This is a genomic window from Methylobacterium sp. J-068 (assembly GCF_022829445.1).
Lineage (GTDB): Bacteria > Pseudomonadota > Alphaproteobacteria > Rhizobiales > Beijerinckiaceae > Methylobacterium.
Genome location: NZ_JAKSXY010000078.1, coordinates 38,605 through 58,403, shown reverse-complemented (window position 1 = coordinate 58,403; position 19,799 = coordinate 38,605). Strand labels below are relative to the sequence as shown.

Sequence of the window (19,799 nt, the reverse complement as noted above, 5' to 3'; positions counted from 1 at the left end):
AGGATTTTGGATCGGAGCGGCGCTCAGCCATCCGCCGGGACGAGGGGCGCCAGGCGCGACAGGCGCAGCGCGATGGCGAGGGCGGCGCCGTAGAGGGTGGCGAAGAACGCCACCACGCCGACCCAGCCCGAATGGGCGAAGAACCAGCCGCCGGCGGTCCCGAGCACCGAGGAGCCGAGATAGTACAGGCAGAGATAGATCGAGGAGGCCTGGGCCCGGTCGCGCAGGGCGCGGCGCCCGACCCAGCTGCTGGCGACGGAATGCGCGCCGAAGAACCCCACCGTGACGAGGACGATGCCGAGGATGATGAGCGCGAGATGGCTCGACAGGGTGAGGCAAACGCCCCCGAGCCCGAGCAGGATCGCGAGCCACAGCACCTTGCGCCGCCCGAGCCGGCTCGCGATCTCGCCCGTCAGCGCCGAGGAGACCGTGCCGAACAGGTAGACCACGAAGATCGCCCCGATGGCGCTCTGGCTCAGGGAGAAGGGCGGATCGAGCAGGCGGAAGCCGATGTAGTTGTAGATGCACACGAACCCGCCCATGAGCAGGAACGCCTCCGCGAATAGCCAGGGCAGGCCCGGATCGCGGAAGTGCTGGCCGAAGGTGCCGGGCACCTCGCGCCAGCGCATCCGGTTGGGCCGGAAACGGCGGGAATCCGGCAGCAGGTAGACGAAGGCGATGGCGGCGAGCAGCGCCAGGAGCCCGATGGTGCCGAGGCCCCAGCGCCAGGAGGCGTGGTCCGCGATGATGCCGGCGAGGAGCCGCCCGACCATGCCCCCGAGCGCATTGCCGCCGATGAGCAGGCCCATGGAGAGGCCGATGGCGCGCCCGTGCATCTCCTCGCCGAGATAGGCCATCGCCACGGCCGGCAGGCCGGAGGCGGCGAGGCCGGTCAGCGCGCGCAGGGCCAGGAAGCCGTGCCAGCTCGGCACCAGCACGGCGACGATGGTGAGGAGTGCCGAGGCGAAGAGCGAGGCCACCATGATGGGCTTGCGGCCCCAGACCTCCGAGAGCGGGCTGACGACCAGGAGCGCGATCGCCAGCATGGCGCAGGGCAGCGACAGGGCGAGGCTGCTCTCGGCCGGCGAGACCGCGAAGTCGTCCGCGAAGACGGGCAGCAGGGGCTGCACTCCGTAGAGCACCGCGAAGGTGGAGAAGCCCGCGGCCCCCAGCGCGATGGCGGTGCGGCGGAAGGCCGGGGTGCCGGCCTCGATCAACCGCGCGCTCGCCTCGTCCATGCCGGCTCCTGCTCCGTCGCGGCGCGAATGGGCCGGCCCCGTGCCCCGGGATATAGGCCGGACCGGCGGGCCGGGGAACCGCTTCCCGCCCGCCGATCGCGGATGTGGCGACCGGGACTCGAGGCGTCCCGGTCTCTCGGGTGGCGGCTCAGCGCGGCGGCGGCGGTGCCGCCTCGCCCTGCTGCTGGATCAGCGGGGTGATGCGGCGGACGGTGACCCGGCGGTTCTCGCGCGCGGCGTTCTGCGTGTTCACCTTCAGGTATTGTTCGCCGTAGCCCTGCGTGGTCAGGTTCTCGGGCGGCACCTGGAAGTTCTGCGTCAACACCGTGGCCACCGACTGCGCGCGGCGATCGGAGAGCGAGAGGTTGTCGATGTCGGAGCCCACCGCGTCGGTGTAGCCCTCGATCAGGAACACTTCCTGCGGGTTGGCCTTGATCGCCCGGTTGATCGCCGCCGCGATGGTGGCGAGGCGGGCGGCCTGGTCCGGCGTCACCGTGAACGAGCCGGTGTCGAAGTTGATCGTGTCGATGTCCACGCTGCGCATGCGGGCTCGCAGCTGCGGGCTGTAGCGCACCTGATCGAGGGTGTAGCGCCGGTCCACCGCCACCACCGGCGGGGCCGACAGGGCTTCGTAGACGGTGCGCTCGTCGGCACCGTCGTACTCCACCACGTAGCGCTCGCGCGGAATGCGGATGTCGGGCGGCGGCAGGTCGACGACGTCGTCGTAGATCGGCCGGCGCGCGCCACCCCCGAAGGCGTTGTCGATGATCACCACCTCGCGCCCGTCCCGGAAGCGGCGGGAGCGGCGCACGAGGCGGCCGTCATCGTCCACGATGGTGACGATCTGCTCGCCGCCGGGCCGGTCGAGATACGTGATGGTGTCGCCGCCGCGCCGCTCGCTGCGATAGGCGCGCCGGTCGAGATCGCGGAAGCGCTCGTTCTCGTCGTGGCGGATGAAGTAGTTGTCGCGGTCGCGCACGATGATGCGGCCGGGCTCGCGGATGTAGGTCCGGCCCCCTTCCGAGAACTCGCGCCGGTCGCGGCGGACCTGATCGTAGTCGCGCACCTCGTCATCGTCCCGGAACCCGCCCGGAACGTAGCCGGGGCGCCCCGGCGCGTTGAAGCCGGTGCGCGGCTCGCGCCGCTCGAAGGCGTCCCGCCGCTCGCGGTCCTCGCGCCGGTCGTCGCCGCTGCGGCGATCGAAGGTGTCGCGGTCGTCGCCGCGCCGAAGGTCGGGACGGCCCGGCCCGTCGCGGTCGAGCCGCGGATCGTTCCGATCCGGTCCGTCGCGGCGCGGGTCGCGGCCTCCCGGGAGGGACCCGTCGCGGTCCGGGCGACCATCGGGGCCGAGGCGACCATCGGGGCCAGGACGCCCATCGGGGCCGGAACGACCATCGGGGCCGGGACGGTCGTTGGCTCCGGGACGACCGTCAGGGCCGGGACGGCCATCGGGACGCGGCGCGTCGGGGTTCTGGGCACCGGGAGGCGTGAACGGACGGCCCGGGACGCCCGGACGCGCGTTCGGCGCCACCGCGCCGGGCTGGCCCGGATTCGGGCCCGGCTGAGTCTGCGCGTCGGGTGCGCGCGGCTCGCCGGGCGCCGCGGGACGCGCCGGCGGCGGGGCGCCCGGCACGTTCGGATTGGTGGGATTGGCGGGGGTGCGGGCATCCGGCACGGACGGAGGGGGGCCCTGACGCGGCTGCCCCGGCGCGGGTCGCGCGGGCTCGGCCGCCGTCGGGCGCTCGGGAACATTGGGGCGCTCGGGCGCGCGCTCACGGGCCGCCGGGGGGGCCGCCGGCCGCTCGGCCGGGGCCTCCGCGCCGGGCGGGCGACGCGCCGGGCCGGAATCGCGTTCGCGCGGACCGCCGCGCTCCTCACGATCCTGGCGTTCCAGACGATCTTGGCGCTCCGGGCGATCTGGGCGCGGCTGCGCGGGCTGGTCCGGGCGGGCGGCCGGGCGTTCCTGGCGCGGCTCCGGGCGCTCCTGCCTGGGTTCCGGTCGCTCCTGGCGCGGCTCCGGACGGGGCGCGGGACGCTCCTGTCTCGGCTCGGGACGTTCCTGGCGCGGCTCGGGCCGCTCCTGCCTCGGTTCGGGCCGCTCCTGGCGCGGCTCGGGACGCGGCGCTTGACGCTCCGGTCGCTCCTGCCGAGGTTCGGGGCGCTCCTGGCGCGGCTCGGGGCGCTCGCGCCCGCCCGGCGGGCCACCACGAGGACCCTCCCCACCACGCGGACCTTCCCCGCCGCGAGGTCCTTCGCCCGGTCCTCCCTGCGCCAGCACGATGGTGCCGGCCATCTCGGCATCCGGACGGGCCGCGACGGGGCCGGGCAGGGCGAGGGCCGGCAGGATCGTGCCGGTCAGGAGAAGTAGGCGGATGCTCCGCATCGAAGGCACTCACGATGGTTGATGAGGCCTTCGGAACAGAATGCGGGCGCGATGGTTCCCGTTTTCCCCATTTCCGCGCTCCGGTTCCGGTTCCGGGGAACCGGATGTCGCCGGGAGCCCCTCTCGCGGGGCTCGCTTCCGCTCAGGGGGCGCCGGAGCGCGTCGTCGTCGAGAACAGGTTGGGGGCGATGATCCGTACGGGCTGGCGCTCCTCCCCGGTCGGGGCGGCGGCCGGCTCCGGCGCGGTGGCCGCGTCCGAGGTGGTCACGCCGCTGCGGGAGGCCGCGTCGGCGGCGAGCCCGGCAGCGGTCTTGTCCGCCCGGCCCACCAGGGTGAGGCGCACCTTGGGCGGGCGCGACAGGGCCTCGGCCTGCATCGGCGTCACGAAGATGTCGCCCTTGTGCCGGACCAGCATGCTCTCGGCCTTGACCAGCGACTGCGCCCAGCTCTGGCCCTCGCGCTTGCAGGAGCAGTTCGGGGTGAAGCTCGTGCGGAACTTGAACGCGTTGGCCAGCGAGACGTAGGCCCGGCTGCCCTTGAGGGTGGCGGCGTGCTTCAGGGCGTCGTCACCGTGGGGCATCGAGTAGGCGGCGGCCTCGGTGCCCGGGCAGAGGGCCTGGCAGAGCTCGTCGGCGCCCTCGCGGCCGTCGGGCAGGTTGGTCATCGGAAAGTAGGCGCCGTCGCAGGTGCGCACGCAGATCACCTGCGCGCCGCCCCGCGCCCGCTGCTCGCCGGGCGCCCCGTCGGCGGCCCGGATCAGGCTGCGGCTCGCCGGGTCCGTGCAGGCGGCGGCGATGGCCTCCGTCAGCTGGCGCCGGCGCGCGGCCGTGACCTCGCCGTTCTCGGCGCCGTAGCCGGCATTGAGCGCGCGGATGCGCTGCTCCACCGCGCCGCACTGGGGCGGGCGCGAATCGAAGAACAGGAACTTGCCGCCCTCGCAATTGAGAGTGCGGTAATAGGCGTTGAGGCGCCCGATCTCGTTCTGCAGCGCCCGCGCCGTGCTGGCGCCGTCGCTGAGCCCGGCGAGCTCGGAGCGGTAGCGCAGGCAGGCGGAGGTCTGCGCCTCGGCGGCGCCGCCCAAGGCGAGCGCGGCGAGGGAACCAGCCAGGGACCCGGCGAGCACCCGGACGAGCGTGCGGATCTGGAAAGGGATCAGCGGCATGGCCTGACTGCGATGGGTGTTGGAACGACGCCGCGCGAGACCCTGTGGGGGAGACTCGGCGAAGCGGGATTCGGCGAAGCGGAGACGAACGGGCGAAGCGGAAGTTTACTAGCGACCCTCGCGCGGCGGCGACACCCTTCCCACATGCGCCCGGAACAAACTGAGGGGAATGATACGATGATGTGGCTTCGGGGTCTCACAGGCTGCGTGCTGGCGTTGGGACTGGGGCTCGCGCCGCACGCCGCGCGGGCGGACGATGCGGACCGCATCTTCGACAAGTCGACGGTGTGGCGGCCGCTGACCCCCAACGACAAGCTGGTGGTCTACGGCATCGACGATCCGGCGGTGGCGGGCGTCGCCTGCTGGTACACGCAGCCGGAAAAGGGCGGCATCAAGGGCACCCTCGGCCTCGCGGAGGATGTCTCCGACATCTCGCTCGCCTGCCGTCAGGTCGGGCCGGTGCAGTTCAAGGAGAAGTTCAAGCAGGGCGCGGTGGTGTTCAGCGAGCGCCGCTCGTTGATCTTCAAGTCGATGCAGATCGTGCGCGGCTGCGACGCCAAGCGCAACACGCTGATCTACATGGTCTATTCGGACAAGGTGATCCAGGGTTCACCCAAGAACTCGACCTCGGCCGTGCCGCTGATGCCCTGGGGCACGGAGCCGCCCCAGCGCTGCGACGCATTCATGGAAAAGTAGGGGACGCGCTCGCGCCGTTCCCCGAACGGGACGGCGCGGGGCGGCTCGATCCGGACCGATCTCAATCCTGGCAGGTGATGCGGATCGGGCGCTCGGCGGGCTTCACCACCGGAGCCTCGGGAATCGCGCCCGTGTACTCGTCCGCGGCGGCGACGCCGAAGGAGCCGGCCGAGGCGAAGCCCTGGGCCTCGCACCAGGCATTGGCCACCACCTGGCCGCAGGCGCTCTCGCCGTTGGTCAGGCAGTCGCCGACGCCGTAGCCCTCGCTCGGCGGGATCAGGAAGGTCTTCTCGACGGCGACGGGCGCTTGACCCGGCCCCTCGCCGTCGCCCGCCGCCAGGGCGGCGTGAGCGGTCAGGGCGAAGAGAAGGAGTGCGCCGATCTCGGCGGCCGCGCGGCGCATGGGCAGAACCTTGCTGATGACGGATGCGTATGGGGCGAAAATCTCAGGGCAACGGGTAAACAAACCCTTTCCCCGATGGGACGCTTTCGCGGAAAGGCGCCCCGGCGTCGTTCTCGAATTGCTCATCGTTTTGGGGTAGCGCAGGACGGGCCGGCCGGCCGTCGCCTCTGGGCAACAGGTGCCCGGACGGAAGGCGGCGAAGACGTGGCGGGCCGCCGGGCGCGGCGCGGCAAAAGCCGCGGGAAACCAAGGCCGTGCGGCCGATCGGGATGGGCGCGCGCGGTTGGCGCCCGGGACGCTGAGGAAAGTTTCATGGGCTCGATGTTGCGGCTCTACAACACGCTGACCCGCGAGAAGGCCGCCTTCACGCCGATCGATCCGACGCACGTGCGGATGTATGCCTGCGGCCCCACGGTCTACGACGCGGCCCATATCGGCAACGCCCGGCCGATCATCGTCTTCGACCTGCTGTTTCGCCTGCTGCGCCACCAATACGGCGAGGCGCACGTCACCTATGCCCGCAACGTCACGGACGTGGACGACAAGATCAACGCGCGCGCGGCCGAACGCGGCATCTCGATCCGCGAACTCACCGACGGCACCCTGCGCGCCTTCCACGCCGACATCCGCGAACTCGGCGTGCTGATGCCCGAGGACGTGAACGTGGCGGGCGGGCGCCCGCGCTTCGTCGAGCCGCGCGCCACCGATCACATCGGCGAGATGCACGCGATCATCGAGGGGCTGGTGCGCACGGGCCACGCCTACGTGGCGGAGGGGCACGTGCTGTTCGACGTACCCGCGATGCCCGATTACGGCGCGCTCTCGAAGCGCCCCCTCGACGAGATGGAGGCCGGCGCCCGCGTCGAGGTCGCGCCCTACAAGCGTTCGCCCCTCGACTTCGTGCTGTGGAAGCCCTCGAAGCCCGGCGAACCCGCCTGGCCCTCGCCCTGCGGCCTCGCGGAGCCGGGGCGCCCCGGCTGGCACATCGAATGCTCGGCGATGTCGTGGAAGCATCTCGGCGAGCGCTTCGACATCCATGCGGGCGGCATCGACCTCATCTTCCCCCACCACGAGAACGAGGTGGCGCAGTCGCGCTGCTGCTTTTCCACCGACGTGATGGCCAATGTCTGGCTGCACAACGGCTTCCTCCAGGTGGAGGGGGAGAAGATGTCGAAGTCGCTGGGCAACTTCATCACCATCCGCGACGTGCTGAAGGACTGGCCGGGCGAGGTCGCGCGTCTGGCCATGCTCAAGACCCATTACCGCCAGCCCATCGACTGGACCCTGCGCGGCCTGGAGGAGGCGGCCCGGATGATCGAGCGCTGGTACGGGCTCGTGGGCGACGCGGCCCCTGCCCCGACGCTGCCCGACTCCGTGCTCGAACCGCTGCTGGACGACCTCAACACGGCGGCGGCACTCTCCGAACTACACCGCCTCGACGACCCGGCCGCGCTCAAGGCCGGCGCCAACCTGCTCGGGCTCCTGGGCCAGACCAAGTCGGCCCGCGACCAGGGCACGATTGCGGCGGCAGGCATCGACGTGCCCCGCGTCGAGGCGCTGATCGAGGCCCGTCGCGCGGCCCGCGCCGCCAAGGACTGGGCCGCCTCCGACCGGGTCCGCGACGAACTCCTGGGGATGGGCGTCGCCGTGAAGGACGGCAAGGACGGCACGACCTGGAGCGTGGTGTCCTGAGGGCAGTCCCGGTCGAGGAGACAGGACCTTGCATTGACGGAATCGGGCGCCGGTGATGGGCGGTTTCCAACCGAAGGATTTGGAAGCAAGAAACGGGACGCATGTCCCCAGTCGAAATCATAGGACGGGTCGAGCCAGCGAGAGATCCGTCATGCTACCTGCCATCAACCGCACGATGTCCGCGCCTGAATGGGCGATGCTGCTCATCCTATCCGTGCTCTGGGGCGGGTCGTTCTTCTTCACGCAGGTGGCGCTCGACGCAGTGCCGCCGTTCACGCTCGTCTCCCTACGCGTCGGGCTCGCCGCCCTGATCCTGAACGTCGTCGTCCTTCTCTCCGGTCTTGAAATGCCGCGTGAGGCCCGAGCCTGGACCGCCTTTCTCGGCATGGGCCTGCTCAATAACGCCGTCCCCTTCTGTCTGATCGTATGGGGTCAAACCCACATCGCCTCCGGGCTCGCCGCCATCCTGAACGCGACCACGCCGCTCTTCACCGTCGTCGCGGCCCAACTGCTTACCGCCGACGAGCGGATGACCGGTAACCGGATCGCAGGCGTGCTCGTCGGCCTCACGGGCGTTGCCGTGATGGTCGGACCAGCTGCACTCGCGGGCCTCGGAGCCGACCTCATGGCGCAGGTCGCCATACTGGGCGCCGCCCTGTCCTACGCCTGCGCCGGCATCTTCGGGCGGCGCTTCCAGCGGATGGGCGTTCCGCCACTCGCGACGGCCGCAGGGCAGGTCACGGCATCCACCCTCCTGCTTCTGCCCCTCGCCCTCGTGGCGGATCGGCCCTGGACCATGCCAGTACCCAGTGCCCCGGCGTGGGGGGCGATCGTGGGCATCGCGGCCTTGTCGACGGCGCTCGCCTACGTCTTGTACTTCCGCATCTTGGCAACGGCGGGAGCGACGAATCTTCTCCTCGTCACCTTTCTCATTCCGATCACGGCCATCCTACTGGGTGCCGTCGTACTCGGCGAACGCCTCGATCCGCGGCACTGGGTCGGCATGGCGTTGATCGGTTGCGGACTGGCAGCCATCGACGGCCGCCTCTGGGCTTTTGGTCGGCGGCGACGACGCCTTCCGCCCGAGGTCTATCAGGGCCAGGACATCTGAATGCGGGCGGCGCTCGAGCGAAGGCTGAATCCGCCATCCCGGAGGAATCGATGCGCCGGTTGATCGGGACCGCCCGCTGAGAGGGGAACAGACGGCTCACCCCGGGCGGCCGCCATCTACAACACCGCCGCGAGCTTATCGGCCATGGCCTGCTCCTTGTCGCGCCGCGACGAGAACGCCATGGTGAAGAACACGCGCTGCACGCCGATCTCGGCGAGGCGCGCCTCGCAGGCCTCGATCAGCGTGCAGATCTCGCTCAATTCGCCCTCGATGTTGGTGCCGTTGGCGTGCATCTCGGCGTTGAGCGGGCTCGCGTCGATGATCGCCTTGATCTCCCGCACGTAGGGCGAGACCGAGGGGCCGACGCCCATCGGAACGATGCACAGATCCGCGACGACCTTCATGGGGCTGCTCCCGGTGTTGAACCCGGCGTGAGATCCGGCAGGACCCGTGGCTTGTCAAATCGAAGGCCGCGCCGCTTTCGGCTCGCAGGGGCGTGGTCGTCGGGGGCAGAGCTTCGCGAGCCTATTCGGGCAACAGCGGCGCGCAGACCGAATGGCGATGCCCCGGCAGGGGCACCACGGCGACGGCGACGCCGTAGATCCGCGCGAGGGTCTCGGGCGTGATGGTATCGGCCGGCGTGCCGAGGGCCAGCAGCCGGCCCTCGTGCAGCAGCGCCACCCGGTCGGCGCAGAGGAAGGCGTGGCCGGGGTCGTGGGTCGAGAGAACCACGGCGATGCCGGCGCGCGACAGGCGCCGGACCTGGGCCAGCACGCGGGTCTGGTTGCCGAAATCGAGGCTCGCGGTGGGCTCGTCCATCACGAGGAGCCGGGGTTCGCCGGCCAGCGCCCGCGCGATCAGCACCATCTGGCGCTCGCCGCCGCTGATCTCGGTGTAGGTCCGCTCGGAGAGGTGCCCGATCTCCAGGGTCGCGAGGGCGCGGGCCGCGATGGCGTGGTCCGCCGGCCCGGGGCTCGCGAAGGGGCCGAGCCGGCTCGCGCGGCCCATCAGCACCACGTCGAACACCCGGAACGGGAAGGTCGCGCCCTGCGCCTGGGGCACGTAGCCGAGGCTCCCCGCCAGCCGGCGCCGGGACCAGCGGGCCACGTCCGCGCCGTCGAGGCGGATCGCGCCGGCAAGCGGCGGGAGCAGGCCGAGCAGGGTCTTGAACAGCGTGGTCTTGCCGCCGCCGTTGGGCCCCAGCAGGCACAGAACCTCGCCGGCCGCCACGGTGAGGTCGAGGCCCGCGCCGATGGGCCGGGCGCCGTAGCCGAAGGCGAGGTCCGTGACGGTGAGCATCAGGCCCAACCCCGCTTCCCGCTGGCGAGCAGCCAGAGGAAGAACGGCGCGCCGATCAGCGCGGTGAGGATGCCGAGCGGCACCTCGATCGGCGCGAGGGTGCGGGCCACGAGGTCGACGGCCAGCAGGTAGCCGGCCCCGAGCAGCAGGGAGGCCGGCAGCAGGCGCCGGAAGTCCGGCCCCACCAGGAGCCGGGCCACGTGCGGCACCAGGAGGCCGATCCAGCCGATCACCCCCGTCACCGAGACCGAGGCGGCGGTGACCAGGGTCGCGGCCGCGATCAGCACCGGGCGCAGGGTCCGCGTCTCGACGCCGAGGGCGCGGGCCTCCTCCTCGCCGAGGCTCATGAGGTTCATGCGCCAGCGCAGCAGCACCAGGGGCACGAGGCCGATCCCGATCGCGGGCAGGATCGCGGCGACGTCATTCAGGCTCGCCGAGGCGAGGCTGCCCAAGAGCCAGTAGGTGATGGCCGGAAGCTGGTTGTAGGGGTCGGCCAGCACCTTCAGGAGCGAGATGGCCGAGCCGAGCACCGCCCCGATGGCGACGCCGGCCAGCACCAGGGTCAGCACCGGGTCGTGCCGCCGCACCGCCGCGCCGACGGCGTAGACCGCCGCCACGGCGGCGAGCCCGCCGGCGAAGGCGAGGCCCTGGATCGCCGCCACCGGCAGGGACAGGAAGATACCGAGCACCGCCCCGAGGCTGGCGCCGGCCGAGACGCCGAGGATGTCCGGCGAGACCAGCGGGTTGCGGAACAGGCCCTGATAGGTCGCGCCGGCCGCCGCGAGGGCCGCGCCCACCACCAGCGCGGCGACGACGCGCGGCAGGCGGACCTGGAGGATGACGGTCTGCATCGCCGGATCGGCATGGACCGGCAGGCCGAGGAGTTTCCCGGCGAGAATGCGAAACACGTCGCCGAGGGGAACGGCGAAGCGGCCGGTGGCGAGCGCGAGCACGACGAGCGCGAGGAGGGCGAGGACCGGCAGCACGACCGACCGCAGCCTCCGGACGCGCGGACCCGGGCGGGACCGGGACACGACCTCGGTCTCGGGGCTCACGGCTTGGGACCGGGCGTCGCGTCCGAGAGGAGTTCATCGACCTGCGCGGCATCGAGGTCGACGTGGTAGAAGCGCCGGTAGAAATCCCGCGTCGCGGCGTCGAGCCCTCGCGGAAACAGGTCCGGGTAGAGCAGGCTCGCGAGCCAGCGGATGCCGATCAGGCGGTTGGCGCCGGGGGGCGCGTCGAACCAGCCGAAGGGCAGAGCGGGCGCCTGGTAGACGCGGCCCTCGCGCACGGCCTTCAGGCCCGACCAGAGCGGATCGGCGGCGATCCCGCTTCGAAAACCGGAATCCTGGGTGATGATGACATCCGGGTTCCAGGCCAGGACCTGCTCGGGCGAGACGTTGGCGAGGCCGCCGGGGCCGGCCCCGGCCGCGACGTTGCGAGCCCCGAGAACGTCGAGCAGTTCGACGTTGATCGAGCCGCCGAGCCCGGTCTCGAGTCCCTTCGGCCCACGGGCGTAGTAGACGCGCGGCCGGCGCTCGTCCGGCACCGTGGCGACGGCCCGCGTCACCTCCGCTACGATGGCCTCGGCGGCGCTCGCCAGATCGGCGGCCGGTCCTTGCGCCCCGATGAGCGCCCCGAGGCGGCGGTAGCTCTCCGCCGTCCGGTCGAAATGCCCGTCGAGGAGCACGTAGGGGATGCCGGTCTGCGCCTGCACCCGGTCGGCGAGGGAGACGTAGGTCGGCCCGGTGCTGCCGACATCGACGATGAGATCCGGCTTGAGGCCCAGGACCGCCTCGACATTGGCGCTGCCGCCGCGCCCGGTCAGACGGCCGGTGGCCGGCAGGTCCCGCGTCCCGGGGGCGAGGTAGGGCTTCTCCTCCGGGGTCGGGCCGCGGATCCAGCCCACCATCCGGTCGGGCGCGAGGGTGTAGAGCAGGACGGAGGCCGGCGGCCCGGCGGCCAGGATGCGGGCCGGGCGCTCGGGCACCTCGACGACGCGCCCGGCCGCGTCCGTGAAGGGCCGCGCCTCGGCTTGCGCGGCGGCGAGAAGGCCGAGTCCCGCGAGAAACGGCCGCGAGACCCTGGCCGTCCAGACGGGCATCCGCCGGGCGAGCGTTTGGAAGTTGGGCAGGCGCATGCGACGTTCCGGAAGCCTTCGGTCCAGGCGCACGCATGTAGGTCACCGGAGGCGTTTCGCATACGGTGGCGCCCACGCGGGCATCGGGCACATTGCGGGGCATCACTTGAGCCCCTGGCCGAGAACGTCCCCTGACGGAGCCGAACCATGCTGAGGCGCTCGTTCATCCTGGGAGCCCCCCTCCTCGGAATCGCGATGTCGGGCCCGCCGAGCCCCGCGCGCGCGGACGATCCCGAGACCCGCCTCGTCCTCGCCACCGCCACGCCGGGCGGATCGTTCCCGGCCTTCGGGCAGGCGCTCGCGGACGTGGTCCACCGGGTCGATCCCGGGCTGACGCTCGTTCCGATGCCGAGCAAGGGCTCGCAGGAGAACCTCGCGCTCCTGAGGGCCGGCACCGTCGATCTCGCCCTGGTGCAGGGGGATTACGCCTACGACGCCCTGGCGGCCGGGCTTGCGCCCGGCGAAGGGCTTGCGCCCGGCGAAGGCTTGAGCGTGGCGGCGCCGGTGAGCGCGTCGCCGGGCCTGTTCGTCGTGCCCGCCGGCTCCCCGATCCGCCGCGTGGACGACCTGCGCGGCAAACGCATCGCGCTCGGCACCCACGCGTCCGGCCTCACCACCATGGGCCGGATGGTCCTGCGCGGATCGGGGATCGACCCCGAGCGCGACATCGAACCGATCCTCCTGGACCGCGCGGGCGACGGCGCCGTCATGGTGCTGGACGGGCGCGCGGCGGCGCTCTGGGGCGCGGGGACCGGCTGGCCCGGCTTCCGCATCCTCGCGGATGCGCCGGAGGGGGCGCGGTTCTTCGGCCCCGCCCCGGAGGCCATTGCGCGCATCCTGTCGCTGCACCCCTCCCTGCGGCGGGTCACCGTCCCGGCCGGCGCGCTGAAGGGCCAGGATGCGCCGATCGACACGGTGGGGTCCTGGAGTTTCATCCTGGCGCGGCCCGGCCTCGACGCGGGCGCCGTCGCGCGCCTCGTGCGGGCGATGGACCGGGGCTACCCGCCGGCCGCCGATCCCAACCCGCGCAACCTCGCCGCGGCGGTCCCGCCGGCCTGGCTGCACCCCGCGAGCGCGGCCTACCTGCGGGATTCCGGGGCCGCGCGGTAGCCGCTCAGAACCGCTCCGCCACCAGCGCCTCGGCGACGGGGGCGGGCGGGGTGGCGCCGGCCGCGTCGCGCAGGGCGGCGACCACGTCGGCGGCCTCGGTCGCCACGAGGTAGCTCAGGTCGAGCCCCTCGCGGATGAAGCCGTGGGCGCGCATGTGGTCGAGCAGCGTCAGCAGCGGCGTCCAGAAATCCGCCACGGAGAGCAGCAGGATCGGCTTCCGGTGCTGGCCGAGTTGCGCCCAGGTGAGCTGCTCCACCAGTTCCTCCAGGGTGCCGATGCCGCCGGGCAGGGCCACGAAGGCGTCGGAGCGCTCGAACATCAGCCGCTTGCGGGTGTGCATGTCCTCGACGACGATGGTTTCCTGGATCTCGTCGAGCATGCGCTCGCGCGACTTCAGGAAGTCGGGGATGATGCCGGTGACGTGGCCGCCATTCTCCAGGACCGCGCGCGCGACGGTGCCCATCAGCCCGACATTGCCGCCGCCGTAGACGAGGCCGAGGCCTGCCTCCGCCAGCGCCCGGCCGAGGGTCTCGGCCGCCGCCGTGAAGGCGGGATCGCCGCCGAACCCGGAGCCGCAATAGACACAGACCGTCTTCAAGCGCGCCATGCCTGGCCTCCATGCGCCGCGAGGCGCGCGTGCGCGCGCCCATCCACGGTCCAAACTGCTGATTTCACGGGAGATCCGGCCCTGGGGCGGCGGTTGGGATTTGGTGTTCCGATCATGTCCGCTAATATGTCGCCATCAATCGCCGGTTTGTCGACGGGCCTGATCCCGCCACGGCGGGATTTCGGCCGCCGCGCCGGTGGACGAAGGAGTGGCGTGTCATGAGGGCGGAGTTGCGACGGAGCATCTTCCTCGCCTGCGTGGGGCTTCTGGCGGGCTTTGCCCTCGTGGTCACCCTCTACGGCGCGGGCACGTTCTTCAAGCGCGGCCTCGGGTCGCCCACCGGCCTCCTGGACGATCAGGCCGTGCCGCTGGTCGGCGATGGCAAGCCCCTGGCAGGCGATGGCAAGCCCCCGGCAGGGGAGGACAAGCCCCCGGCCGTCGATGCGAAGCCCCTGGCGGGCGACGCGAAGCCTCCGGTCGATCAAGGCGCCCGCTCCGGGGAGGGAGCGGCACCGCCGCAGGGAAAGCCCCGGGCGGCCCTGGAGGCGCGGCCAGGCTCGGAGCCGGTGCCGGACCGAGGCCCGAGCGCGCCGCAACCCGGCGCGGCGCCGACCTTCGACATCATCCGGATCGAGCCGGACGGCGAGGCGGTGATCGCCGGGCGGGCGACGCCCAACACGACCGTCGAGTTGCTGCGCGACGCCACGCCGATTGCCCGTGCGCTCGTCGACCCCTCCGGCCAGTTCGCCATCGTGCCCCCGGCCCTCCCCACCGGCAACAGTGAGATCACCCTGCGGGTGACCGGCGCCGACGGCCGGACCCACGTCTCGCGGGACAGCGTGGCCGTGGTGGTCGCCGCGAACCGCACCGCCAAGCCCCTCATCGCCCTGACTTCCCCCGACAAGCCCACCATCGTGCTCTCGCAGCCGGACCCCGCATTGGCCTCCGCCGCCCAGGTGCCGGGCAGACCCGAATCCGCGAAACCAGGACCCGCCAGCCCCGACCGCGCCTCTCCCGGCCGCGTCGCGCCGGACGGCGATCGGCTCGCAACGAACGTGCCCGGCGCGGGCAAGGCCGGGTCGGCCAACGCCGCCGCCTCCCCATCTCCCGGGACGGAGCCGTCGAAGCCGGCCGGCGCGACGGCCGCCACGGATGCGGCGAAGTCCGGCCCCGAGGGCGCCGGGGCGGCGGCACCTGAGACGAGCGCGCCGGTGAAGATCGTCAGCGTCGAGGCGGAGGATGGCGGACGGCTCTACGTCACGAGCCAGGCCCAGCCCGGCGCCACCGTGCGGCTCTACCTGAACGACACCCTGGTGGCACCGGGCAGCGCGGGCCCCGATGGCCGCGTCGCCTTCACCATCGGGCGGGGCGTCCGGCCGGGTGCGTACAAGATCCGAATCGACCAAGTCGATCCGGTCTCCGGCAAGGTGAAGGCGCGCTCGGAAGTGCCCTTCACGGTACCCGCCGCCGTGAGCAGGCCCGCCGCGAAGGCCGCGCCGGACGTGGCCGGCGTGGCACCCGGCAGCGCGGCGCCGGCCCCGGCCGGACGGCCGGGGACACCGGAGCCCCCCACCGCGCTGGCGCAGCCGGCGCGTCCGGGGGCGGCGTCCGGGGAAACGGCCCAAGGACCGGCGATCAGGACGCCGACGACCAGGGAACCGGCCGAGACGGTGGCCGGGGCGGTGCCCAAGGCGGCGCCCAATTCAGTTCCCCAGGAAGGCACCGGCGCAAGCGCGGTGGCAGCGGCACCGTCCAGGCCGCCGCTCCTGCCCGAGGCCACTCCGCCCGAGGCCACTCCCCGCGAAGTCCCTCGCCGCGAGGCCGCGCAAGCCGCCCCCCCTTCCGCCCCACCCGGCAGCGCCGCATCGGCCCCTCCACGCGGGGCATCCGACGCGGCGCCGGGAACGCCCACGGTGTTCGTCCCCGAGGTGGGCACCGCGACGATCGTCCGGGGCGACAGCCTGTGGCAGATCAGCCGGCGGATCTACGGCAAGGGCACCCGGTACACGGTGATCTACGACGCCAACCAGCCGCAGATCCGCAACCCGGACCTGATCTATCCGGGGCAGATCTTCGTCCTGCCGAGCGACGGCACGGCGGCGGTGCCCCAGGCCGGCACGCGGGGGTGAGACCCCATCCGCAGGGACAGGAATCCTGGCGCGATCGGGGGGCAGCGGTTGGACGCCCGACATCCGGCGCCCGCCGCGAAGATCCGAGGCGGATGGATTCTTGAGATGCATGGATTCTTGTGGGCCCGTTTCGGGAACGCCAAACCATGAAACAGGGTGCCCGCTGTCCCGTCACGCTCGGACAGCGATGACAAGCGTTTGACATTGTGCTTCAGACGCCGCGCCGGAAACGGCGCAGCGTCGATTCGACGGTCCAACTTCAGCGGAATGCCATGAGAAATCGCATCGGAGCGTTGGTCGTGATCGCCGGAGCCGTATCGACAGCGATCGGAGCGTTTCCCACGCGTGCAACGGCTCAGACAAACACGAGCCCCTATGCCTTCTCGGTAAGCGTATCGCTGTCGCCGAAGGCATCGCAGAAGCTGTCGACCCTTTCCGAGAGCGTGAACGTCAAGTCGTTCTACTATGCAAAACTGGCCAGAAAGCCGACCCGCGCCGACATCAAGCGCGCGCGTGCCGAGGGCCGCGAGCCCGATCAGATCGAGATGCTCGGTGACATCGTCACGCTGCCCGCAGCGGGCGGCATCGCCGAGATGCCGGGTCGCAATCTCGACGCCGCCGACGTCGCGGCCGTGGGCCGCAATCCCCTCAGGGTGAGCCTCAACGTCTTCTCGGCGCGCAAGGCGGCGCCCGACAATCTGCTGGATTGCGACCTCTTCGACGACGACCTTTCGCGCGCGCGGGCAAAGCCCATCGTCATCGGGTGTCGTCTGATCGGCGAACGTTGAAACGAGCGCGACGCGTCCTCGCACCGGACGAGCCCGAGCCGCACGTCTTCGCTATCAAGAGTTCGACCCGGTGCCGAGCTTGATCCCGGAGCGCCGGAAGAGTTCCAGCAGGACGAAGTTCAGCTCGCTGCGGGTCGTGTCGCCGAGCGCGCCGTCCAGGAGGAAAACCCGCGCTTCCAGTTCCAGGTTCTCGCCGATCTTGGTCAGCAGCAGCACCGGCGCGGGCTCGGCGGCGACGTTCGGATGCCGCGCGGCCACGGCGATCAGGGCATCGCGCACGAGCACCATGTCCGCGTCCCGGTCGAGGACCATGGGCATGCGCAGGCGCTGCGAGACGTCCGTCAGCGTCTTGTTGCGGACGATGGATGTGATGAGATCCGTGTTCGGAACGATGAGATCGGTCCGATCCCCCGTCGCGATCAGGGTCGAGCGGACGCTGATCTTCCTGACGCGCCCCTCCTCGCCCTTGACCGACACCACGTCGCCGACCCGGATCGGGCGTTCGGCCAGCACGATCAGGCCGGAGACGAAGTTCGAGACGATGCTCTGCAGGCCGAACCCGACGCCGACCGACAGGGCACCGGCAATCACCGTGAGGCTTTGCGGGTTCACACCGAGCTGGCCGAGAGCCAGAAGCACCGTGATGACGAGACCGCCATAGCCGACCACGGTGATGACGGAGTAGCGCGCGCCGGCATCGAGCCGGGTCTGGGGCAGGACCTCGCGATCGAGCCACCCGGTTCCGACCTGCGTCAGCACCACGCCGACGACGGCGGTGATGACGGCGAGGCCGGCGGAGCCGATCAGGCCGCGAAGATCCACGAGACTGTAGCCGAGGAAGGCATCTCGAAAGGGATTGAACTCGCCATAGGCGAGGTTCCACGGGCCGACGACGACGAACACCATCGCGGCGATGACGACGACGTTCAGGACCCCCGACAGGATGACCGAGCCGAGAGCCAGGCTATCCGGTTGAAGAGCCAATGTGCGGCTCAGCCTCGCGAGCCGGGCGCTCCGTTCGATATCGCCCCGCGTGACGAAGAGCGCGTTGACGCAGATCAGCATCACCCAGCCGAGCGCGAGCAGCAGGCCGGTGACGATCAGACGGCCGATCAGGAAGCCGCCGAGCGCCGTGAACCCGGCGAGCACCGATGCCAGGGAAGCGGCCACCACGATCCAGACGAGCGGCGTCAACACCAGCAGATGGACGGCGGAGGTCGCCGCCGGCATCGCGTCCGGGTCGGTGGCGGGCTCGGCCTGGCTCAGGCGCAGGAGCGCGACGGCCAGCAGCGCGCAGCAGGTCGTCACCATCACCATGGTCGAGGCCTCGCTGATCACGACGCGGAAATGCGCCGCGATCGCGAATTCGCCGAAGATCAGGTCGGCCGCGTAGACCAGGATCAGGGCACGCCCCGTGCGCACGACGATGGAGGCCGTTCGATCGCCGACGGCCAGCAGCCGGTAGGCGGCATCCCGGGGCGCCACCATGGCCCGCAGGACGCCCGTTCCGATGAGATATCCGGCGATCGCGCCGAGCACCCTGAGAGCGATCGAGTCGGCGCTGCCGGGCGTGAAATCGACGCCGTCGTTCAGGACGATCAGGAGCACGATGGTGAGCGGGATCGAGAAGACGGTGAAGGTCATGTCGATCAGCGCGTGCACCGCGGCCCGCCGGCGCGGACCCACATGGGCGCGCAGGGCGAACCGGTGCCAGCGGGCGAGGACGCGTCGGCTGACCCAGCGCGTCGCCACATAGAGCGATGCCCCGACCAGCAGCAGGAACAGGCAGACGAAGACATTCGCCTCCCAGTCGCCGAACTCCTCGTCCGCCGAGATGGCGGCGCCGAGATCACGCAATTTGCCTCCGACCTGAGGCAGCGCGCGGTCGACGAGCTCGTTCCAGAACGCCGGAGAGAGGGGACTGAGGCTGTAGTCGAGGAGGCGCTTGGCGAAGAGTTGGCGCCGAAATTCGGTGATCCTGTTCCAGGCGTCCTCGATCTCGCCCGCGACCTTCCCGTCCTCGCGGTTCCGCGCCTCGACGGAACTCAAGGCCGCGTCGGCCGCCCGTGTGGCGTCGTCCCGCTCGGGGGCGCCTTCGACCTTCGCGGCCTCGAGCCGCGTCGTTCGGGCGCGCCGCAGCGCGGCCGCGCTTTCGGCGCGCATTTCGCGGCTCTCCGCGATCAGGGCCTCCGTCCGATCGCGGAGCGTGGACAGGCCCTTGAAATCGGATTGCCGAAGCGGCAGCTCCGTCGTGATCTCCGTCAGGGCCCGGCGAAGATCGGCGCGTGCGTCGCTCTGGGCCAAGCTGCCGGTCGAGAGTGTCGGCAGTGTCGTGGCGAGCACCATGGCGGCGAGCGCCAGCCGGCCGGCGAGCCGCCCGATCATGCCGCCGCGGGCGACCCTCCGATCACTCATTGCGCGTAGGTGCAGACGGTCTTGGCGTTGCGCGTGAGCGCGCCGGTGGCGAGGTCGACGCTCGACGGCACCCCGATCTCTCCGGAACCGCCCTGCTTCTTGAACGCGGCGAGGCCCGGGCACGTCTTCGCCGTTCCCGGTCCCGACCGGGCGGTGAAACTCACCCGGTTTCCCGCGGTCTTGGTCTGGTTCGCCTCCGTGAGGGGCTCGCTGACGACGGCCTTGCCGGTCGACAGGTCATAGACGTGGAGGGTGCCGGCGACGCCGATGAGCTCGGTGACCGCCAGAAAGCGGCCGTTCATCCCTTCGACCACATAGGGCTTCTCGGGTCCGCCGAGCCGGAATTCACCGTCTTTGGGCGCGAACGCGCACGGCATCGCCTCGTCGGGGCCCGCACGCCGCCGCGCGTGGAGTTCCATGCCGAACTCGTCGGGCAGGTTGCGCGCGACCACCACGAAGTCCGGCGTCGTCCGGCAGGACAGTGCCGCCGTGCCGCTGACCGTTGCAGGTTGGGCCCGGGCCGGTCCGATGGCGGCAAGCGACATCAAAGCAACGATGACACGCTTCATCCCAGATGCATCCGACCGAGTGGGCCGTGTCTTCGATTGCCTTGGGCGTGGCAATGC

18 protein-coding genes are annotated in these 19,799 nt (G+C 71.6%); 7 read left to right on the top strand and 11 right to left on the bottom strand.

Annotated features, from left to right (window positions below; translation table 11 throughout):
• Positions 1 to 23: 23 nt before the first annotated feature.
• Positions 24 to 1,238: an MFS transporter gene (locus MKK54_RS11975; protein WP_244011115.1), complete on the bottom strand. Its 1,215-nt coding sequence runs from the start codon at positions 1,236 to 1,238 to the stop codon at positions 24 to 26.
• Between the two features lie 148 nt (positions 1,239 to 1,386).
• Positions 1,387 to 2,913 (bottom strand): OmpA family protein, encoded by a 1,527-nt coding sequence (locus tag MKK54_RS11970; RefSeq protein ID WP_244011113.1) that lies wholly within the window; start codon positions 2,911 to 2,913, stop codon positions 1,387 to 1,389.
• A gap of 225 nt (positions 2,914 to 3,138) precedes the next feature.
• Between MKK54_RS11970 and MKK54_RS24660 the strand changes: the two genes are divergently transcribed.
• Positions 3,139 to 3,606, top strand: a complete 468-nt coding sequence (locus MKK54_RS24660; protein ID WP_244011111.1) for a hypothetical protein — start codon at positions 3,139 to 3,141, stop codon at positions 3,604 to 3,606.
• Between the two features lie 157 nt (positions 3,607 to 3,763).
• Here the strand turns inward: MKK54_RS24660 and MKK54_RS11960 are convergent, their stop codons facing one another.
• Entirely contained in the window at positions 3,764 to 4,783 is a 1,020-nt protein-coding gene (locus tag MKK54_RS11960; RefSeq protein WP_244011109.1) for a DUF2865 domain-containing protein, read from the bottom strand.
• Between the two features lie 177 nt (positions 4,784 to 4,960).
• Here MKK54_RS11960 and MKK54_RS11955 point away from each other — a divergent pair, with 177 nt between their 5' ends.
• Entirely contained in the window at positions 4,961 to 5,479 is a 519-nt protein-coding gene (locus tag MKK54_RS11955) for a CreA family protein (RefSeq protein ID WP_244011107.1), read from the top strand.
• A 61-nt stretch (positions 5,480 to 5,540) separates the two neighbouring features.
• Here MKK54_RS11955 and MKK54_RS11950 read toward each other — a convergent pair whose 3' ends face one another.
• On the bottom strand, positions 5,541 to 5,882 hold the full coding sequence (locus MKK54_RS11950) for a hypothetical protein (RefSeq protein ID WP_244011105.1): 342 nt from the start codon (positions 5,880 to 5,882) through the stop codon (positions 5,541 to 5,543).
• Between the two features lie 312 nt (positions 5,883 to 6,194).
• On the opposite strand from MKK54_RS11950, the gene cysS reads away from it, so the two are divergent.
• Positions 6,195 to 7,574, top strand: coding sequence for a cysteine--tRNA ligase (cysS, locus tag MKK54_RS11945; RefSeq protein ID WP_244011103.1), 1,380 nt, complete (start codon positions 6,195 to 6,197; stop codon positions 7,572 to 7,574).
• Positions 7,575 to 7,725: 151 nt separating this feature from the next.
• The gene (locus MKK54_RS11940) at positions 7,726 to 8,685 is read left to right on the top strand and encodes a DMT family transporter (RefSeq protein ID WP_244011101.1); all 960 of its coding nucleotides are present in this window, start codon (positions 7,726 to 7,728) and stop codon (positions 8,683 to 8,685) included.
• A 116-nt stretch (positions 8,686 to 8,801) separates the two neighbouring features.
• Here MKK54_RS11940 and MKK54_RS11935 read toward each other — a convergent pair whose 3' ends face one another.
• The 4 genes from MKK54_RS11935 to MKK54_RS11920 all read right to left on the bottom strand — a co-directional run bounded on the left by MKK54_RS11935 (position 8,802) and on the right by MKK54_RS11920 (position 12,088).
• Positions 8,802 to 9,089, bottom strand: a complete 288-nt coding sequence (locus MKK54_RS11935; RefSeq protein ID WP_244011100.1) for an MTH1187 family thiamine-binding protein — start codon at positions 9,087 to 9,089, stop codon at positions 8,802 to 8,804.
• Between the two features lie 121 nt (positions 9,090 to 9,210).
• On the bottom strand, positions 9,211 to 9,987 hold the full coding sequence (locus MKK54_RS11930; protein WP_244011193.1) for an ABC transporter ATP-binding protein: 777 nt from the start codon (positions 9,985 to 9,987) through the stop codon (positions 9,211 to 9,213).
• On the bottom strand, positions 9,984 to 11,018 hold the full coding sequence (locus MKK54_RS11925) for a FecCD family ABC transporter permease (RefSeq protein ID WP_244011098.1): 1,035 nt from the start codon (positions 11,016 to 11,018) through the stop codon (positions 9,984 to 9,986). Before MKK54_RS11925 ends, MKK54_RS11930 begins: the two co-directional genes overlap by 4 nt.
• Before the next feature lie 17 nt (positions 11,019 to 11,035).
• On the bottom strand, positions 11,036 to 12,088 hold the full coding sequence (locus tag MKK54_RS11920) for an iron ABC transporter substrate-binding protein (RefSeq protein ID WP_244011192.1): 1,053 nt from the start codon (positions 12,086 to 12,088) through the stop codon (positions 11,036 to 11,038).
• Between the two features lie 183 nt (positions 12,089 to 12,271).
• On the opposite strand from MKK54_RS11920, the gene MKK54_RS11915 reads away from it, so the two are divergent.
• Positions 12,272 to 13,234 (top strand): TAXI family TRAP transporter solute-binding subunit, encoded by a 963-nt coding sequence (locus tag MKK54_RS11915; protein WP_244011095.1) that lies wholly within the window; start codon positions 12,272 to 12,274, stop codon positions 13,232 to 13,234.
• A gap of 4 nt (positions 13,235 to 13,238) precedes the next feature.
• Here MKK54_RS11915 and MKK54_RS11910 read toward each other — a convergent pair whose 3' ends face one another.
• Positions 13,239 to 13,841, bottom strand: a complete 603-nt coding sequence (locus MKK54_RS11910; protein ID WP_244011093.1) for a TIGR00730 family Rossman fold protein — start codon at positions 13,839 to 13,841, stop codon at positions 13,239 to 13,241.
• 218 nt (positions 13,842 to 14,059) lie between these two features.
• Here MKK54_RS11910 and MKK54_RS11905 point away from each other — a divergent pair, with 218 nt between their 5' ends.
• Positions 14,060 to 15,970, top strand: a complete 1,911-nt coding sequence (locus MKK54_RS11905) for a LysM peptidoglycan-binding domain-containing protein (RefSeq protein WP_244011091.1) — start codon at positions 14,060 to 14,062, stop codon at positions 15,968 to 15,970.
• Positions 15,971 to 16,269: 299 nt separating this feature from the next.
• The gene (locus tag MKK54_RS11900; RefSeq protein WP_244011089.1) at positions 16,270 to 16,758 is read left to right on the top strand and encodes a hypothetical protein; all 489 of its coding nucleotides are present in this window, start codon (positions 16,270 to 16,272) and stop codon (positions 16,756 to 16,758) included.
• A 54-nt stretch (positions 16,759 to 16,812) separates the two neighbouring features.
• Here the strand turns inward: MKK54_RS11900 and MKK54_RS11895 are convergent, their stop codons facing one another.
• Together MKK54_RS11895 and MKK54_RS11890 are read right to left on the bottom strand one after the other, a co-directional pair.
• Positions 16,813 to 19,173 carry a DUF3772 domain-containing protein gene (locus MKK54_RS11895; RefSeq protein ID WP_244011087.1) on the bottom strand — a complete coding sequence of 787 codons (2,361 nt, stop codon included), beginning with the start codon at positions 19,171 to 19,173 and terminating at the stop codon, positions 16,813 to 16,815.
• Positions 19,170 to 19,742, bottom strand: a complete 573-nt coding sequence (locus MKK54_RS11890; protein ID WP_244011085.1) for a hypothetical protein — start codon at positions 19,740 to 19,742, stop codon at positions 19,170 to 19,172. Before MKK54_RS11890 ends, MKK54_RS11895 begins: the two co-directional genes overlap by 4 nt.
• Positions 19,743 to 19,799: the final 57 nt, after the last annotated feature.